Annotated in this window: 17 protein-coding genes; 2 read left to right on the forward strand and 15 right to left on the reverse strand. The window is 24.3% G+C overall.

Annotated elements, in window-relative coordinates; translation table 11 throughout:
• Positions 1-30 precede the first annotated feature (30 nt).
• The 4 genes from AMRN_RS09520 to AMRN_RS09535 are packed head-to-tail and all read right to left on the reverse strand — an operon-like array spanning position 31 to position 3,737.
• Positions 31-1,131, reverse strand: a complete 1,101-nt coding sequence (locus AMRN_RS09520; RefSeq protein WP_099312353.1) for a glycosyltransferase family 4 protein — start codon at positions 1,129-1,131, stop codon at positions 31-33.
• On the reverse strand, positions 1,121-1,864 hold the full coding sequence (locus AMRN_RS09525; protein WP_191282117.1) for a glycosyltransferase family 2 protein: 744 nt from the start codon (positions 1,862-1,864) through the stop codon (positions 1,121-1,123). Before AMRN_RS09525 ends, AMRN_RS09520 begins: the two co-directional genes overlap by 11 nt.
• Positions 1,861-3,108, reverse strand: coding sequence for an O-antigen ligase family protein (locus AMRN_RS09530; protein ID WP_099312349.1), 1,248 nt, complete (start codon positions 3,106-3,108; stop codon positions 1,861-1,863). Before AMRN_RS09530 ends, AMRN_RS09525 begins: the two co-directional genes overlap by 4 nt.
• Positions 3,099-3,737: an HAD family hydrolase gene (locus AMRN_RS09535; protein ID WP_337460035.1), complete on the reverse strand. Its 639-nt coding sequence runs from the start codon at positions 3,735-3,737 to the stop codon at positions 3,099-3,101. Before AMRN_RS09535 ends, AMRN_RS09530 begins: the two co-directional genes overlap by 10 nt.
• Before the next feature lie 112 nt (positions 3,738-3,849).
• On the opposite strand from AMRN_RS09535, the gene AMRN_RS09540 reads away from it, so the two are divergent.
• Together AMRN_RS09540 and AMRN_RS09545 are read left to right on the forward strand one after the other, a co-directional pair.
• Positions 3,850-5,349 carry a beta/alpha barrel domain-containing protein gene (locus tag AMRN_RS09540; RefSeq protein ID WP_118897425.1) on the forward strand — a complete coding sequence of 500 codons (1,500 nt, stop codon included), beginning with the start codon at positions 3,850-3,852 and terminating at the stop codon, positions 5,347-5,349.
• A gap of 10 nt (positions 5,350-5,359) precedes the next feature.
• A complete protein-coding gene (locus AMRN_RS09545) occupies positions 5,360-6,058 on the forward strand; it encodes an acylneuraminate cytidylyltransferase family protein (RefSeq protein ID WP_099311275.1) in 699 nt (232 codons plus the stop codon).
• On the opposite strand, the gene AMRN_RS09550 is transcribed toward AMRN_RS09545, so the two are convergent.
• From AMRN_RS09550 to AMRN_RS09600, 11 genes are read right to left on the reverse strand one after another with little or no spacing between them, the layout of a single operon-like run.
• Complete coding sequence (locus tag AMRN_RS09550; protein ID WP_099311276.1) at positions 6,055-7,077, reverse strand: polysialyltransferase family glycosyltransferase; 1,023 nt, start codon at positions 7,075-7,077, stop codon at positions 6,055-6,057. The genes AMRN_RS09545 and AMRN_RS09550 overlap by 4 nt on opposite strands.
• Positions 7,070-8,248 (reverse strand): glycosyltransferase, encoded by a 1,179-nt coding sequence (locus AMRN_RS09555; RefSeq protein WP_099311277.1) that lies wholly within the window; start codon positions 8,246-8,248, stop codon positions 7,070-7,072. The genes AMRN_RS09550 and AMRN_RS09555 overlap by 8 nt, the downstream gene beginning before the upstream one ends.
• Positions 8,245-10,254 (reverse strand): LTA synthase family protein, encoded by a 2,010-nt coding sequence (locus tag AMRN_RS09560; RefSeq protein ID WP_099311278.1) that lies wholly within the window; start codon positions 10,252-10,254, stop codon positions 8,245-8,247. Before AMRN_RS09560 ends, AMRN_RS09555 begins: the two co-directional genes overlap by 4 nt.
• Positions 10,251-11,036, reverse strand: a complete 786-nt coding sequence (locus AMRN_RS09565; protein ID WP_099311279.1) for an RIO1 family regulatory kinase/ATPase domain-containing protein — start codon at positions 11,034-11,036, stop codon at positions 10,251-10,253. The genes AMRN_RS09560 and AMRN_RS09565 overlap by 4 nt, the downstream gene beginning before the upstream one ends.
• Entirely contained in the window at positions 11,029-11,391 is a 363-nt protein-coding gene (locus AMRN_RS09570; RefSeq protein ID WP_099311280.1) for a diacylglycerol kinase, read from the reverse strand. The genes AMRN_RS09565 and AMRN_RS09570 overlap by 8 nt, the downstream gene beginning before the upstream one ends.
• Positions 11,392-11,393: 2 nt before the next feature.
• Positions 11,394-12,299, reverse strand: a complete 906-nt coding sequence (locus AMRN_RS09575; protein ID WP_099311281.1) for a lipid A biosynthesis lauroyl acyltransferase — start codon at positions 12,297-12,299, stop codon at positions 11,394-11,396.
• On the reverse strand, positions 12,283-13,305 hold the full coding sequence (gene waaC, locus AMRN_RS09580) for a lipopolysaccharide heptosyltransferase I (protein WP_099311282.1): 1,023 nt from the start codon (positions 13,303-13,305) through the stop codon (positions 12,283-12,285). Before waaC ends, AMRN_RS09575 begins: the two co-directional genes overlap by 17 nt.
• Entirely contained in the window at positions 13,293-14,771 is a 1,479-nt protein-coding gene (locus tag AMRN_RS09585) for a Ppx/GppA phosphatase family protein (RefSeq protein ID WP_099311283.1), read from the reverse strand. The genes waaC and AMRN_RS09585 overlap by 13 nt, the downstream gene beginning before the upstream one ends.
• Position 14,772: 1 nt before the next feature.
• Positions 14,773-15,027, reverse strand: a complete 255-nt coding sequence (locus AMRN_RS09590; RefSeq protein WP_099311284.1) for a YfhL family 4Fe-4S dicluster ferredoxin — start codon at positions 15,025-15,027, stop codon at positions 14,773-14,775.
• Between the two features lie 48 nt (positions 15,028-15,075).
• A complete protein-coding gene (locus AMRN_RS09595; RefSeq protein WP_099311285.1) occupies positions 15,076-15,849 on the reverse strand; it encodes an inositol monophosphatase family protein in 774 nt (257 codons plus the stop codon).
• Positions 15,806-17,182, reverse strand: coding sequence for a glutamate synthase subunit beta (locus tag AMRN_RS09600; RefSeq protein WP_099311286.1), 1,377 nt, complete (start codon positions 17,180-17,182; stop codon positions 15,806-15,808). The genes AMRN_RS09595 and AMRN_RS09600 overlap by 44 nt, the downstream gene beginning before the upstream one ends.
• Between the last annotated feature and the right edge of the window lies 1 nt (position 17,183).

Consider the following 17,183-nt stretch of genomic DNA (forward strand, 5'->3'; position numbering starts at 1 on the left):
TCAAAAATTTGATTTATAAAATATGATACTTTAAAATCTACCAAACAATTCAATTACTTTTTCAAACTGCTTATCATAATCAAATTGTATTTTTGCTTTTTTTTGTCCTGCGCAAGCTAGTTTTTGTCTTAAAATATCATCTTTATATAATTTTTCTATCTTTAAAGCCAAATCTTCATAATTTTGATTTTCAAATAGAAATCCAGTTTTTTCATCATCAATTATTTCTAAAACTCCACCAGAATTTGAAGCAATAACAGCTGTACCATTTCGCATAGCTTCAATTGTAACTAATCCAAAAGTTTCATTTTTAGAAGTCATTAAAACTACATCACAAGCTTGCATGAATTTTGAAGGTTCATTTGTAAAACCTACAAATAAAACTTGCTCTTCTAACTCATATTTTATAACTTTTTGTTTTAGCTTTTCTAAATACTCTTCACTCATAGCATGTCCTATGATATAAGCTTTGATATCTAACTCTTTTTCTTTTAGCAAGTTAATAGCTTCAATAAGTAAATATTGTCCTTTAAACTCATTTATTCTTCCAATAAGTCCTAGCATAAAAGAGTCATTTACTTTCAAACTATTTTTAAACTTTAGTATTTCATTCTCTTTTAACTTTTCAGATGTTTTAGCACCAAGATATATAACTTCTGTTTTAGGTCTAATATTTTTAGGAATAAATTTATTAACTTGCTCTTGTAAGGCTTTTGTTACACAAATAATTGTATCAATATTTTTATACAAAAACTTATGATAAAAATCACTTTTAAATCTTGTCATTGTCATATGTCTTGTTTGTATAATTTTTGGTTTTCTTTTTGATAATTTTTTTGAAAATACTACAATTGGAATATCTTTTGTCCAATGAAGATGAACAATATCAATTCTTTTTTCATCAATGACTTTTGCTAATTTGAAAGCTAAAAAAAAAGAAAAACTATTTTTCCTTTTTAATATGAAAATATTTTTTTCATTTTTAAAATAGTTTTCAAGCTTTGAATTTTTTGAAATTGCATTATATACATTAAACTCTTTTGATAAATACTTTGAACAATTACTCATATAAAGTTCCAAGCCTCCTAAGTCAGGAGATAAACAAACTTCTAAGATATTCTTATTTTTCATTTTTTTGCATTTCTAACATAATTGCATATTTCATATAAGAACTAAAAGCAGATACAATAGCAACATTCCAACCATTAATACCATGAAACGCGCCACCTTTTAAAATCAATGTTTTAAAAAGTGCTCCAACTCCATGAATAAAAGGATCAAAAACATTTGCACGCTTGCCATCTTCATATGCTAAAACTGCACCTCTTTTAATAAACTTTTCAGTTGTTCTTATCATATGAATATAATCTTCATATGAATAATGTAACATATCAGCTTCTAAATCACAAATATTTTCTGTCTCAACTTTTGCATGACCTTTTGCAGTTGAGTAAGCACATTTTCGTCTATTATATAATCTTGTAACTCTATCTGGATACCAAAGCTTTATAAAGTTATCTCCTACATAAGTTTTTCTTGCAAAAGAAAAAGCATCAAAAGTAGTATTTTCTAAATCAAGTTTCTTAATCTCTTTTATTGCATTTAAATCTAATCTTTCATCTGCATCTATACTTAAAACCCAATCATTCTTTGCAAATGGAGCTCCAAATGCCTTTTGTGGACCATCACCTAAATACTCTTGCTTTATAACTTTTGCACCTAAACTCTCTGCTATTTCACATGTTTTATCACTACTTAAAGAATCAATAACCAAAACTTCATCACATACTGTTTGTACTGATTTTATAACTTCTTTTATATTTTTTTCTTCATTAAGTGTTATTATATTTGCTGTTATTTTCAACTCAATTCACTCTCTTTTTTATTTTTTTCGTTAAATGCAATAATAACAAAAAGTAAGAAAAATATTATATAAACATAATTTAAAGGTTTAACAGACAATGTTTTATTTGCAAAGGAATTAAAAAACAATGATAAAAAAACAGTTAAACTCATATAATAATATAATGGGATTTTTCGTAAATTATAAATTAAAATCACTATACTTAAAAACAATAGACTATATCCTATTAAACCATATGCTGTTAAAGTATCCATATGTTCACTATGAAAATGATTAATTATTCTTGCATTATAATTAGTATCTAATTTTTGTTTTTCTTGAAGTAGGATTCTATTATCTTTAGGACCTGTTCCAAAAAATAAATTATCTTTAAAAATCTCAAAACCTACTTTATTAAAATAAATTCTCAATCCCACACTACCACTATAAGTATTATTTTCTAATACTTTTTTTGTTTCATTATAAGCAATAACAAATCTATCAAATTTATCATTTTTATATAAAAAATAGATACTTGAAAAAGATATTATAAGAAATAAAACAATTGCTTTAAAGTTAAAAATATATTTTCTTAAAATTAAAACTGTTAATATTAAAAGAATGATAAAAAAAGCAAGTTGAGATGTTCTACTATTGTTTATAAAAAGTGCAAAAAAAGATAATATTGCAATTATTAAAAATAGTATCTTTTCTTTTTTAATATGTGAAAAATAAACAAAAAAGCTTCCTAAGAAAAAAGCTATCAACATATATTGAGTTGCAATAAGATATCTTAAATGACCAGTGGGATTTTCAGGTTGAAATCCATATTCGCTACTATTAAAAAAACCTAGATAAATCAAAATAGAATATAATGCATAACACCCAAAACTTAAAACTAAAACTTTTATACCTATTACTGATTCTTCTTTATTCATAGATATTAAAATAGCAGGAATTATAAGAAAATAGTATTTATAAAATGTATTTACATGCTCCAAACCTTGCGAAATTGGTTCACTCCATAAAGTACTTACATAAGAATAAACAATAAAAATCAATAAAAAAACCATAGGTAAAAAACTTCCTACTTTTTTCAATTTTTCTAAATAAATATCTTTATATTTTACAATAGACCAAATTAATAAAATTGTTGTTAAAACAGAAAGCTGAGACTTAGAAAAATGCCACGGTGTAACAAATAAATAAAAATATATATAAAGATTAAACCAATTGACATTTTTATTATATAACTTTAATCGCACAGTATTTTCTCCAATTGTTCAAAATTTTCTAAATATTTATCTTTAGATTTCAACTCTTCATTATTAAAACCAAAAAATCCAATTTTATTTACAGATGCAGCATTATAATCATTAATACTATCACCAATTAAAATAGCTTCATTTTTATCATAATTTTTAGTCAAAATTATATTCTTTACTAAATCATTCTTATGAGTAGGTGAACCTTCAATTGATTCAAAATATTTACTAATACCTAATTGTTCGCACAAAAATCTCAACTCTTTTTGTTCTGAGCCAGAAACAATATGAAAAATCAATTTTTTATGGTATCTCTCTATAAAATCAACTGTTTGTGATATTAAATATTTTTTATTAATTAGTTCTTGCTTCATAATCTTTGAAAAAATAGAAGCATAAGCTTCTATTTTTTCATCACTTATTTCTTGTTTTAAACATTCATTATAAAAATATTTTATTTTATGAAATCTTGACAAACCACCATTTAAATGGTGATAAGATATTAACTCTTCTACTAAGTTAGTAGGATAGTTTTCAAATATTTTTCTAAAACCATAATCCCTTATTGGCATGGAATCTAAAATCACACCATCAAAATCAAAAAAAATAATCTTAATTTTCTTATTAATATCTTTTCCTTTATAATTTTTTTAAATTATATCTTTTCCTTCATTAACATACATTAAATTCAGTTTACATAAAAAAAAAGATATAATTTCTAATAAATAAAAAAGGATCTTGATGATAAAACTTGTTGACTGTACATTAAGAGATGGAGGATACTATACTAATTGGGATTTTGATAAAAATCTAATAAAAAAATATTTTAAATATATAAATCAATTACCAATAGATATTATAGAAATCGGCTATCGAAATAAAACTAAAGAGGGATATTTGGGGGAATTTTTTTATTTACCTCAAAATACAATAAAAAAATTAAATAAATCAACTGAAAAAAAACTTTCAATTATGCTAAATGCAAAAGATTGCAACTTAAAAGATTTAGATAACCTTTTAAAAGATTTGAATAAAGAAAAAACCATTATCAGAATTGCAACAGCAGTAGAAAAATTAGAAACAACTTTTTTACTAGCTAAAGAGATTAATAAAAAAGGATTTCAAGTAGCAATAAATATAATGTATATTTCGAAAATTGTAAATAATAATCTTTTTTTTGAGAAATTAAAAAAATTAAAACTAGAGAATAATGTATTTTGTTTATATTTAGTTGATTCATATGGCTCAATTTTACCTATGGATTTAGAAAAATTAATAAATAAAATAAAAAAAGTTTCTAATATAGAATTAGGTTTTCATGGACATAATAATTTAGAAATGGCTTTAATAAATACTTTAACAGCTGTTAAAAATAAAGTAAAATATATAGACTCAACTATTTTAGGAATGGGTAGAGGTGCAGGAAATTTAAAAACAGAATTATTTTTAACATACTTAAAATCACAGAAAAAGAAAAATGTTAATTTAAAAACATTAGGTAAATTAACTGAACTTTTTGTTCCATTAAAAAAGCAATATGAATGGGGAACAAATTTAGCTTATATGGTATCAGGTTCATACACATTACCTCAAAAAGAAGTGATGGATGCATTAAAAGTAAATAGATATTCGTTAGCAGGGATAGTAGACTCATTACACAAAGAAGAAAATAAACAAAATATAAAAAAATTAACACAAGAAAATAGTGTTAATTCATGTATTATTATTGGAGGAGGAGAAAGTATAGATAATCATTTAAATTCAATAAAACAATTCCTTAGAAAAAATAAAAAAATAACAATAATTCACTCTACATCTAAATATATAAATAAATTTAAAAAATTAAGTAACAACCAACTATTTGCAGTAGCAGGTGATGAATTAACTAAACTAGATAAAATCTATACTCATATTTCTAAATATATATTAGAACCAAATTTTAAAAGAATAAAAGAAGAACTTTTTGATAAAAATATTTTTTATGAATTAGAAAATATTAACTTTATTAATAAATATAAAGATTCACCTCTTACAATTAGTTTACAAATAGCTTCAAACTTAAATTGTAAAGAGATTTTTTTAGTTGGCTTTGATGGTTATTCAGAACTAAAAAATAAAAAAGATTTTTATCTTATGGAGGAGAACCAAACAATTATAAATAGTTTTGATAAACCTCTTATAAGTTTAACAGAAACAAAATATAAAAATCTTTTGCAAAAATCAATTTATTCACAAATCTAAAAGGATATTTATGAAAAATAAAAAAGAAATAATTGCATTTCTTCCAATGAGAAAAGGCAGTCAACGAATAAAAAATAAAAATATTAAAAAATTTGCTAATATTAAAAAAGGTTTAACTTTTATAAAAATATCTCAACTCTTAAAAGTAAAAGAGATTGATAAAATTATTGTATCAACAGATGATAAAAAAGTAATTGATATTGCATTATCTTTTGATAGTAAAAAGATACATATTGATAAAAGGCCTAAAGAGTTAGCAACTTCATCTACATCAACAGACGAATTAATTAAATATGTTCCTAAAATCATAAAAAAAGGTATTGTAATATGGACTCATGTAACATCTCCTTTTATTGATGAAAAAATTTACTCAAAGATGATTAAAACTTACTTAGATAATAAAAATAATGATTCACTTATGTCAGTAACAAAAATACAAAAATTTTTATGGGATAAAAAAAACCCTATAAATTATAATAGAAAAAAAGAGAAGTGGCCAAGAACACAAACACTTAATCCAGTCTACGAAGTAAATAGTGGTGCTTTTATTAATGAAATAAAAAATTATAAAAAATTCAATGATAGAATAGGAAAAAATCCCATATTATTTGAATTAGATACTATACAGTCTTTTGATATAGACTGGAAAGAAGATTTTGAAATTGCACAAGTATTATGGGAAAAATATTATAATTTTGAAGATAATTAAAAACTATCTTCAAAGTTAATTATTTCTACTTTATTCTTCTTTAAATTATCATATTCTAAAGTATATAATTCTTTATTTTTATTAAATGAATTTATATCAAATTTATATGATTTAACTGCAATATTAGGGAAAATATATTTTAAAGAAACCAATAAAGTAGATACTGTCCCAATGATATACTTGGGTCTATTTTTTAAAGATAGAAAAAATAATTCACCAGGAATTTCACTCTTTATTATATTCATTTTTTTATCAAAATCATATTTAATTAAAAAATCATCAGTTTCTGTTCTATGCATTAAATAATTAATCTTATAATCTTTGTAATATAAACATACCTTGTTTAAAAAATCAGAATAATTATCTGCACTTAAAATATTAGCATTTACAAACCTCTGTCCTATTATATAAATTTCTTTAGTTTCTACATTTGATGAATTATCTAAAAATTTATTCTTCATAAATTCATAATTATTTTTATATATTTTATGATTTGCAAGTTCTTTTAGATCAAACATTGTAAAAAAATCAATTTTCTTATCAATCTTTGTTTTTAAACCAAAAATTTTAAATCTCATTTTCTTTAACGCTGAAAAATTAATATTATTTTCTACAAATGCATTATATGTAGTCATTGTATTTGTTCCTGAGTCAAAAAAACAAGTATATTTTGAATTAATATTTGCAACTAAGACTTGCTGCATTTTATTAAAGCCACTTCCAATAAATAAAGAATCAATATTGATTTTATTAAGTTTTTTAATTAACTTAATATAATTTAAAAAGTTACTCTTATTTTCATCTCCAAATCTAATAACTTTTTCCCAAACATCATCATAAATTAAATTTGTTAATTGATGTTTATTATTTTCAGTTCCATTATCAATTATAATTAAAATTGCATTATTTTTTTTAAAAAAATATTTAGTTTCATATGCATTTATAAGTTGAAAAGGAGTTCTTACTATAAAAATATTATAAATTCTAGATTTATCCAAAGTATCTAAGTCTTTAAACATTATATTCCTTTTTAGTATATATATTAATCCAATCATCTACTACTTTTGAAGGTTCAAACAAAGATAATAACTTAATATAGTCATTAAAATAATATTCCTTATTTTTTATCAATATAGTATTAATTTTTAAAGCAATATCAGTTTTATCATTTTGTGCTATATTGTAGGCTAAATTACCTTTCATCATTTCAATCATACCACCAGGTGACTTTGTAATAAGTATTCTAGTTTTACAACACATAGCTTCAATCAAAACATTTGATAAACCTTCCATTTTTGAAGTAAATACTATTATTTCTGAATTTTTTATCCATGGATAAGGGTTACTTTCATACCCAGTAAAAAGAACATCATTTTCCAATTTTAAATCTTTACATTTATTTTCTAGATAAGATTTATCATCTCCATCTCCAACAAGTATTAATTTATGTGAAATATTATACTTTTTTTTCAATTCAACATAACTATCTATTAATAATTCAAAATTTTTAGTTTTTACAAGTCTTCCTAAACCTAATATGTAAGGCTCTTTAGGTATATTTTTATTATCTTCATTTGATAAGTCAATTACTTTTTGTGTAAAAAAAGGGTTTTTAATAGAATCTAAAGATATTGGCTTTACATTTTCTCTTTTAAATTTTTCTATATAGAAATCTTTTGAGCCATCTGAGTTACAATTCACTCTTACATTATTATAATAACACTTACTCATTATTTTATCTATAAAAGTAGAATAATTTTTTTTTGAAACATTAACACAAATTCTTACACTTCTTTTATCTTTAAAACGCCAAATTTGCTCAAAAGTACCCTGTCCTCTTATCAAAATCAAGTCATATTTTTGTTCTTTTTCTATCTTATTAAATTCTTTTTCAAATATTTTACTTGTATAATAACCTTTTACAAGTGGATAAGTTTTTCTAAAAAAAGCATTTGATACTCGTGCTAATAAATCCCAAACTTTACCCTTAAAGCTCTTTTTTAATAAACTATTTAAATCCAAATGAATCAAACCTACACCCTTTTCTTTAGGTTGTAACTCTTTTGCTTTATTAGAAAAATATATTAAATCTGCCTTGTGACCAGCTAAATAAAAAGCATCTGCTTGATTACATGCAGCACGTTCCATACCTCCATATTTTAAACTTCTAACAATTATTGCAATTCTCATTTAGATTCCTTGTTTTTTTTATATTCTGTTTTTATTAAAAATTCTGAAATTGCTAAACAGGCCTTATAATACTCAAGCATAGGTTCATTTTTGATACTTAAACTCTTAAACTTTTTAGCTTCATCCTTTGAATTAACTACTAAAGCGCCATTAAATCCAAAATGCTCTTGGTTTAAGTCAAAAAGATTTTTTCCTATAGAAAGATATTCTTTATTCTTTAAAGTTAAATTATAAAGTGTAGGAAAAATATCTTTGTGTGAACCTGCAACTTTTGTATCAATATTTAATTTACTCTTTAAACTTTCAGGTAAATAAAAATACAATGGAATATTTCTAGAATTCAAAATCTCATTTTCATCATATTTCATAATTCCATCAATTGTGTTATTATCAGCTGTTACTACAACTATTGTATTGTCTTTAAATTTAGATTTTTTAAACTTATTTAAAAATATTCCAACTTGATCTACTGCATACGCATATGAAGCAAACCTTTGTTTTGCTAACTCAAAATCCCCTGTAATATGATTTTTAATTTCATTATTATAAATTAAACTTTTAGAGTTATAATCATTTGGTATATTATAAGGAGGATGATTATTTGTACTAAGAGCTACTATAAACTGTTTGTTATTTGAATTCTCAAGCTTTTTGAGTATATGTGAATATAAATATTCATCAAAAATCCCCCATGGATGAAAATATTCATCTTTATCTTTTGTAACATCTTCTAGGTGATTAAAGATATTAATTTTACCTTCAACATTATCATAACCTTGATGCTTTATAAACTGCCCTAAACTTCTCCACGTTAAATCACCACCATAAATAAAACTTGTGTCATAGCCAGAGCCTTTATATAAAAATGCAGGACTATATGTAAAACTAGTTTGCTTATAAATAGATTGTGAAAATGCAAAAGAGCCAGGACGATGTGGTATATTTAAAAGCATTGCTTGTAAACTTGAAATTGTTCCATTTCCAGCTGATATAAAATTTGTAAATAAAGTATCTTCATCAAAATGCTTTTTTAATTCACCTAAAATATTAAATTTTTCACTTTGATATTTTAATATAGGCATTCCAAAACTTTCTACCATAATTACAACTACATTATACTCTTTATCATCAATTTTTTTCGTTTTATATGTTATATTTTTTAGTAGTTCATTTTTATTTATATCACTAGTTCCTTTATAAATTTCAAATGCTTTTTCAATATTTCCTTTATAACCAGTGGCTTTTAATAAATCATATTTTTTCATAAGATATTTTTCTCTTGCACTTAAAGCATTTGTAAAAGCTCTAAAACCATTATGTGATATTTTATTTATAAACTCATTTGTTGATATATTTGGAATCATCTTTCCTAAAGGATACATACCAAAAGTACCTCTTATTGCTAGAAAATTCAATATAAATAAAATAAGAAAAATAAGCGCTGAAATTTTAATACCAAAAAAAGAGTTATAATTTTTATTTTTAATAGCAAAAATCTTTTTTATACAATAAAATAAAAAACCCAAGTAAACAAAGAAAATAGCTAAAATTAAAATCACATTATAATTTTGCCAAAAAGTAATAATCAAAGCTTTAGTATCATCATCTAAAAGACCAAAAAATAAAATATTAATATGCTCTTTAAAGTATGAGTAAAACCCAAAATCAGCACATAAAAAAAGGCTTACTACGAAATAACAAATAAAAAGATAATAAACTAAAAACTTTTCAAAATATGTTAATAACATATCTTTTTTTACATAATATAATATTATAAGAATTATTGTTGGTATTGCTTGAATATAGCCAATAACAGTTAAATCAATTCTAAAACCAAGAAAAAAAGCATTAAATATATCTAAGTACAAGCCCTCTAAACTATCAAGTAAAGAATAGTAATTAAAAAAAACAAGTCTAAAAATTGACATAAAAACTAAAAATAGTATATGTGCTAGTAAAAGCTTTTTAAAAATACTTAGTACATTTGAGATAATTGTTTTATTCATTTTTTATCCATTTTTAAATTATATAAGCTATCAAATAGTTTAAAAAAGCTTTTAATATCTTGACCAAAAAGTTTATCAATAAATTTTATCTTGCTTAATTTTATTAAAATTGATATTTTTTTTGCAAGTTTATTTAATTTTGATTTAAAGTCGTAGTTTTTTGTTAAGTTTATATAGTTATCAATAATATCTTCATAATCTATTTCTACATTTGCTCTTATTTTTGTTAAAGATAATAAAAAGAGTAAAAAATCTCTATATTGCAAAGTTTTTAAATCGACATTTTTATTAAAACTATCTTCTAAATCAATCACATATACTTTATTATTTTTGTATGTTAAGTTTCTTGATTGAGCTCCACCATGATACTCATCACAATTATGTATTTGTGCAATAGTCTCAATTGCTTTAGGAATAAAAAAGAAAATATCCTCTTTTTTAGTATCTTTTTTTCTAATATGTGAATGTATAGTTCGTCCTGTATCTTCTAAAACAAAAAAATCATCTTCTTTATAAACTACTTTAGGTACGTTTATACCTAATGTTTCAAATCTTTTTAATTTTGATGTTTCAAATTCTAGTGCTTCTTTTGCACTTTTATACTCAACTGGTGTAATTATCTCTAATTTAAATATTTTGTAATATATTTTATGACTAAAAGAAGACATAGTAGGTCTTGCTTTTTTAACCCAATACTTTTTATCTTGAAAAACTAGTGAATAAATCTCTTTATCTTTATTTAAAAGATTTTGTTCTTTTACAAAACTGATTAAATCAAGCATATACTTCCCATAAAATTAAAATCCAACACACTAAATGTAAAATTATTGTAAACATAACAGCAGTTGAGCCTATATCTTTTGCAGTTTTAGCTAAAGGTGCAAACTCTTTTGTCACTAAATCTACTACATTTTCAATAGCAGAATTCACTAACTCAACTATTAAAACTAAAATTCCAGTAACTAAAAGTATTAATTTATAAGTCAAATTTGCATCAATAACTAAAATTCCAGCGATAATAAAAATTGCACTAAAAAGCTCTAATCTAAAAGAGTTTTCTGTTTTTAATGCATGTTTTAATCCACTTAAGGCATATTTTGTATTTTTAAAAAGATGGTATTTTGGTTTATTATTCATTATTACTTCTTATAAATCTCTTTGTAGAACTGTTTCCATCTTTTATGTTGCCAAAACCAAAAATCTGGTTTATTCCTAATTTGCTCTTCTATTACTTTTGATTGCATAATTGTAAGCTCTTTAACTTTATCATCTGTTTTAAATTCTATATTTCTTACATCTAAAGGTTCATATACTTTTAAAGTATAATCCCTAAAATCATTCATTTGTGAGAATATAGGTATTATTAAAGCATCAAATTTTAATGCAAGTCTTGAAGTAGAGTCCGTTGCAAGTACTTTTTTATTAAAAAAATCTATCTCAATACCATCTTTAATATGTTGGTCAATTACAACAGCAACATGATGATTATTTTTAAGTGCTTTTAACATACCCTTGGCTGCTGTTTTTTTCTCTAGCATTATTATATTGTTTCTATCTCTTGCTTCTATATAAAGCTTATTTATCAATGGATTATCCATTTTTCTATTTACAACTGCTAATGTTCCAAATTTTAACGCAACATAAGGTAAAGCTATTTCCCACCCGCCATAGTGAGCCGTAATAAATATGATTTTTCTGTTATTTTCAATAGCTTCTGTAATATAGTGTTCATTTTCAAAATTTGCTTTTTTAAAAAGTTTCTCTTTTGAAATAGATTGGTTTTCAACAAACTCATACATATTAAAAAAAAGTGATTTATATGAGTTAAATCTAATTTCTTCTTTTCTTTCTTGAGAGATAGTATCACCAAACACTAAATCTAAATTTGCTTGTACTATTTTGTTATATCTTTTATTAAATTTATTAACTAATTTTGTAGCAAATATTAATAATGGTTTTATTATAAAATAAGGCATCACTGCAAATATAAATCTAAAAATTTTATATAAAACATATCTATAATAATCTTTAATTTTTCTCTTCATAAAGAATTTCCTTTGCCATTTTTACAATATTTTTTTCATCTATTTCTTTAATTGAGAAATCGCTTTTATCCAATTTATATGGATTTACTTTTGAATTTGACTCAATTATTCTATTTATATTTGTTTCATAAGTATTTCTATATCCTGGTGTATTACCAAAAAGCGTAATAGATGGTATGTTTAAAGCCCAAGCCATATGTGTAGGTCCAGTATCATTGCCTATTACCAAATCCACCTTTGAAACTAGTGCTTTTAAGCTATTTAAATCTAATTTTGGAAGAACTGTTACATTTGAACTATTATTTGCAATATTATTTGCAATTTGCTTTTCAGATTCACTTCCCCAAACAATTAAATAGTTTTCATCTAAAGAATTTGTAATATTAGCAAATTTTTCATTAGAATACATTTTACTTGCCCAGCTAGCACCGACAATTAAAAGTATATTCTTCTTATTTTCACTTAAAAATTCATATATTTTTTTATCTTTATTTTTAAAAAATAAAAAAGGTTTTTTATTTAAAATATCTTTTTTTGTTATAATAAAATCTAAAGGTTCTGATAAAATCTTTGCATTTCTATCAATTGCATTTTTATCATATGAAATACTTATTTTTTGATTATATAAACTTGCTGCAAATTTTTCTCTAATTGAAAGCTTACTAAAACCAGCTACTTTTTTGCCTATTAATTTTGAAACTATTGCTGATTTTATTAAACCTTGGGCATCAATTACTAAATCATACTCATTTTTTGAGTATTTTCTTGCTAATTTTATTTGTCTAAAAAGTTCTTTTTTATTTTTTTTAATACTTTTTAGATTTAATTCATAAATATTATCAATATGAGGATTATATTGCAAAACTTTACTAAATGCACCCTCAACAAACCAATCAATTTTAATATTTGGGTAATTAGTTTTTATAAACTGCAAAGCTACCATTGCATGGATTATATCACCCATTGCAGATAGTTTAACAATTGCAAGTTTATTTATTTTTGACATACTATTTCTAATTCTAGCATTTTAGGTATTTCAATTTTATCAAGTGAAGATTCAACTAAAAATGAATACTCAGGAAGAATAATTTTCAATACATCATCTTCTAAAGCATATTCTACTTTTGGTTTTGAATAATCTTGATTTATTATCAAATTTAAAGAAATCATAAAAGACATCCACTGCATTGTTTCTAAATTTGGTAGTAATTCTTCATATCCTTGTAAATCTTTTTTAGTAGGTAAAGACTTTTTAGAATATTTTATTGTATATGCTACTATTACTCTTGAAGTATGTAAAAAATCATAATTTAAACCATTTAATATAAAATTAAAAGTATTATCATTAACTTTATAAAAATTTAGTGTAGTACCAATTGAATGAAGCTTTGAAGCAACAACTAAAAGTGTTCTAAACTTATCATCCAAGTTATGCATAGGTTTTAAAACTTCGAATATTTTACTTGCATTGTTTCCATAGTATGCACTTTGATTACCATCAATTTCAAACCTATCAAGTAATGATCTTAAACTTATATTAAAATTTGAAGGAAATTTATGACTTGAATTTCTCAATAAATCACAAAGGTAAACACCTTCTCTTACACCAACTCCAGAAGTAATAACTTTATTTATACTTAACTCTTCTAAGATGGTATTAAAAATAAAAGTACCCTCTTTTATAGTATCAAATCTATCTTTTTTTATACCTAATTTTTTTAATTCAGTAATATCTTTAGCATTTATGATTGAATTTATAAGTGCTTTATTTGCTTGAACATTATAAGTATATCCATGTAAAACATCAAGTGGGTAAGAACTATCTTTCATTATTGCTTTAGTAATTGCTCTAATACTTCCACCAATTCCTACAACAGTTGACGGAATATTAATATCTAATTCAAAAATCTTTTTTAAATTACTTGAAATATACTCTTTTGCTTCTGTTACACTTCCCTTATCAAAAAAAAGTTCTTTTAACCTTACTGTTCCTATATTTAAAGAGATTGATTTTGTTATTTGCCCATCTTTTACAAAACAAAATTCAGTAGAACCTCCTCCAATATCAACAGTTATAAACTCGTTATTATGAAGTAAATTCAAAGCTGCAACACCACCGTAGTATGCTTCTTTCTCTCCATTTATAACTTTTATATTTAAGCCTAGTTCTTTTTTTACTCTTGATAAAAAAACTTTCGAGTTTGGTGCATCACGAAGTGCAGACGTTGCAACACAAATCACTTTTTTTGCTTTTAGTGAATTTGATATATTTAAAAAAGATTTTAATGAATTAAAAGCTCTATTCATAGGCATCTCTTGAAGATTGCCATCATTTTCATAACAGCCTTCTGAGATTTTAACCCTACTTTTAGTTTCATTAATCAAATGAAATGCGAATCTACTACTTTTTTGTAATACAACCATTCGCATTGAGTTTGACCCAATGTCTATAATAGTTGTAGTTTTTGCCATTTTATAGCTCTTCTTCTTGTAATTGTTCGAATTTAAATTTTAATTCTTCCATTGTTTCTTGATTATCTGAATCCACAATAATACAATCAACAGGACAAACTTCAATACATGATGGTTCTTCATAATGCCCAACACATTCAGTACATCTATCAGGATCAATAATATATATTGGATCACCCTCTTCTATCGCATAGTTTGGACACTCATCTCTACATGCATCACATGCAATACATTCATCTGTTATAATTAAAGACATTTACGTACCTAAATCCTAAGTTAAAATAATTAATCTTGGATTTATAACCTAAAGTTTATTAATAGTATCTTTAATTAGATTAAAATCATAGATACTTTTAGCCACAATTAAGAATTCATCATTTTGATAAAGATTTAAGTCTTCACACATGAAAACTCCTGCTGCAATATCAAACTGTCTTAAACTACCAGCAAATAGAACAAATTTGTAGTTTCTAGCATCACATAAAGATAGTGCAATTGCACCTAAACTTCTATATTTTATATTTTTATTAAAAAGTTTTTGACAAAGTTTAGGGTGAGTATAAGCTCTTTCAAAAACTCCCATTTTATTATTATCTACTTTTAAATTCTTTATAGATTTCAATGTTTTTAATTCAAGTTTTTCAAGAGAAGAACCTTTAATTTTATAAGTTATTATTCCAGTAGCTAGGTTACAAATTACAGCTGCTATTATTTTATTATTTTCTTCTAAAGCCACTGATGTTCCATAATAAGGTAAATTTGAAGCTAAATTATCACTTCCATCAATGGGGTCAATTATTATATTTGTTTTTTTATTTGAAGATATATATCCACTCTCTTCTGAGTAAATATTTCCATATTTATTTAAATGGTTTATAAAAATAGATTCAGCTTTTAAATCAATAGTTAAACTATCATCTCCACCAAAACCTATTTTTCCAGTAGCTTTTATGTCAGTTGAAGACATATGAGTATGTATATACTCATATATCTGTTTATTTGCTTTTATGCAATCTTGAATAAAAGCATTCATATTATGATAATGCTTTAATAATCTCTTTTGCAGCTTCTCTTCCATCTGCTGCTGCTGTTACTGCTAAATGCGCACCTCTTTGACAATCTCCACCAGCGAAATACTTCTCATTTGAAGTTTGATATTTATCATTTATTTCAATTCCACCCCAAGAGTTAATATCAACCTTTGCTTCTTTTAAGAATGTAGGAACTTCTGGAGAAAAACCTAATGCCATAATAACAACATCAGCTTCTTCAAGATATTCACTTCCCTCAACTATTTGTACTTTTTGTCTTCCTGTTTCATCAGGTTCACTTAAAGCTGTTTTTTGAACTTCAATTGCAATAGCTTTATTATTTTTTAGTTTTATAGCTTTAGGAGAAGCATTAAAGATATATTCAACACCTTCTTCTTTGGCATTAACAACTTCTTTTTTACTTCCTGGCATATTTGCTTCATCTCTTCTATAAAGACATTTTACAGATTTTGCTCTTTCTCTAACAGAAGTTCTAACGCAGTCCATAGCAGTATCTCCACCACCAATAACAACTACATTTTTATCAGAAACATCAATAAAATCTTCAACTTCTTGTCCAAAATTTCTTTTTTGTATCTTCTTTAAAAAATCAATTGCTAAATGAACATTTGGTGCTTCTTCACCTTCAATTTTAGCCATTTTTCCTTTAGTTGCTCCAATTCCTAAAAAGATTGCATCAAACTCTTTTTCTAAATCATCTATTGTTTTATCTTTACCAATTTCACAATTTACATGAAGTCTCATTCCAGCTTCTAAAAGCCAATTGATTCTTCTTTCTACTGAACTTTTATCAAGTTTAAAACCTGGTATTCCATAAGTTAAAAGACCACCTGCTCTATCGTCTCTTTCAAACATTTCAACAGCAATTCCTTTTCGAAGTAAAAAAGTAGCTGCTGAAATTCCAGCAGGGCCAGAACCAATAATTGCTACTTTTTTATTCAAATTAATAGGTGCAAATTTAGGTTTCATACCTTTTTCAAAAGCTTGTTCATTTATATGTGTTTCAACTGCACCAATTGATACTGCACCATGTCCTGTATTTAAAGAACAATCCCCCTCACATAAAACATCATGAGGACAAATTTTCCCTAAAATTTCAGGGAAAGGAGAAGTCTCATTTGATAAAGCAAAAGCTAACTCCAAGTTTTTTTCAGCTGTTTGTTTAAGCCAAGCTGGAATAAAGTTATGTAAAGGACATTTTGAATGACAGTACGGATCTCCGCACTGCATACACCTGTCTGACTGTTCTTTAGCTTTATTCTTTTCAAATACCTCATATACTTCGTTAAAATCTTTTAATCTTTGTAAAACATCTCTTTTATTAGGATTAACTCTTTCAAATTTAGTAAAATTTAACATC

This window comes from Malaciobacter marinus, from assembly GCF_003544855.1.
In the GTDB taxonomy this organism is placed as follows: domain Bacteria; phylum Campylobacterota; class Campylobacteria; order Campylobacterales; family Arcobacteraceae; genus Malaciobacter; species Malaciobacter marinus.

What these genes read in the sequence shown, in the direction of transcription:
- AMRN_RS09520 (WP_099312353.1), bottom strand. Translation starts at nt 1,131, where the DNA reads ATGAAAAATAAGAATATCTTAGAAGTTTGTTTATCTCCTGACTTAGGA.
- AMRN_RS09540 (WP_118897425.1), top strand. Translation starts at nt 3,850, where the DNA reads ATGATAAAACTTGTTGACTGTACATTAAGAGATGGAGGATACTATACT.
- AMRN_RS09545 (WP_099311275.1), top strand. Translation starts at nt 5,360, where the DNA reads ATGAAAAATAAAAAAGAAATAATTGCATTTCTTCCAATGAGAAAAGGC.
- AMRN_RS09550 (WP_099311276.1), bottom strand. Translation starts at nt 7,077, where the DNA reads ATGTTTAAAGACTTAGATACTTTGGATAAATCTAGAATTTATAATATT.
- AMRN_RS09555 (WP_099311277.1), bottom strand. Translation starts at nt 8,248, where the DNA reads ATGAGAATTGCAATAATTGTTAGAAGTTTAAAATATGGAGGTATGGAA.
- AMRN_RS09560 (WP_099311278.1), bottom strand. Translation starts at nt 10,254, where the DNA reads ATGAATAAAACAATTATCTCAAATGTACTAAGTATTTTTAAAAAGCTT.
- AMRN_RS09565 (WP_099311279.1), bottom strand. Translation starts at nt 11,036, where the DNA reads ATGCTTGATTTAATCAGTTTTGTAAAAGAACAAAATCTTTTAAATAAA.
- AMRN_RS09570 (WP_099311280.1), bottom strand. Translation starts at nt 11,391, where the DNA reads ATGAATAATAAACCAAAATACCATCTTTTTAAAAATACAAAATATGCC.
- AMRN_RS09575 (WP_099311281.1), bottom strand. Translation starts at nt 12,299, where the DNA reads ATGAAGAGAAAAATTAAAGATTATTATAGATATGTTTTATATAAAATT.
- waaC (WP_099311282.1), bottom strand. Translation starts at nt 13,305, where the DNA reads ATGTCAAAAATAAATAAACTTGCAATTGTTAAACTATCTGCAATGGGT.
- AMRN_RS09585 (WP_099311283.1), bottom strand. Translation starts at nt 14,771, where the DNA reads ATGGCAAAAACTACAACTATTATAGACATTGGGTCAAACTCAATGCGA.
- AMRN_RS09590 (WP_099311284.1), bottom strand. Translation starts at nt 15,027, where the DNA reads ATGTCTTTAATTATAACAGATGAATGTATTGCATGTGATGCATGTAGA.
- AMRN_RS09595 (WP_099311285.1), bottom strand. Translation starts at nt 15,849, where the DNA reads ATGGAAGAGAAGCTGCAAAAGAGATTATTAAAGCATTATCATAATATG.
- AMRN_RS09600 (WP_099311286.1), bottom strand. Translation starts at nt 17,182, where the DNA reads ATGTTAAATTTTACTAAATTTGAAAGAGTTAATCCTAATAAAAGAGAT.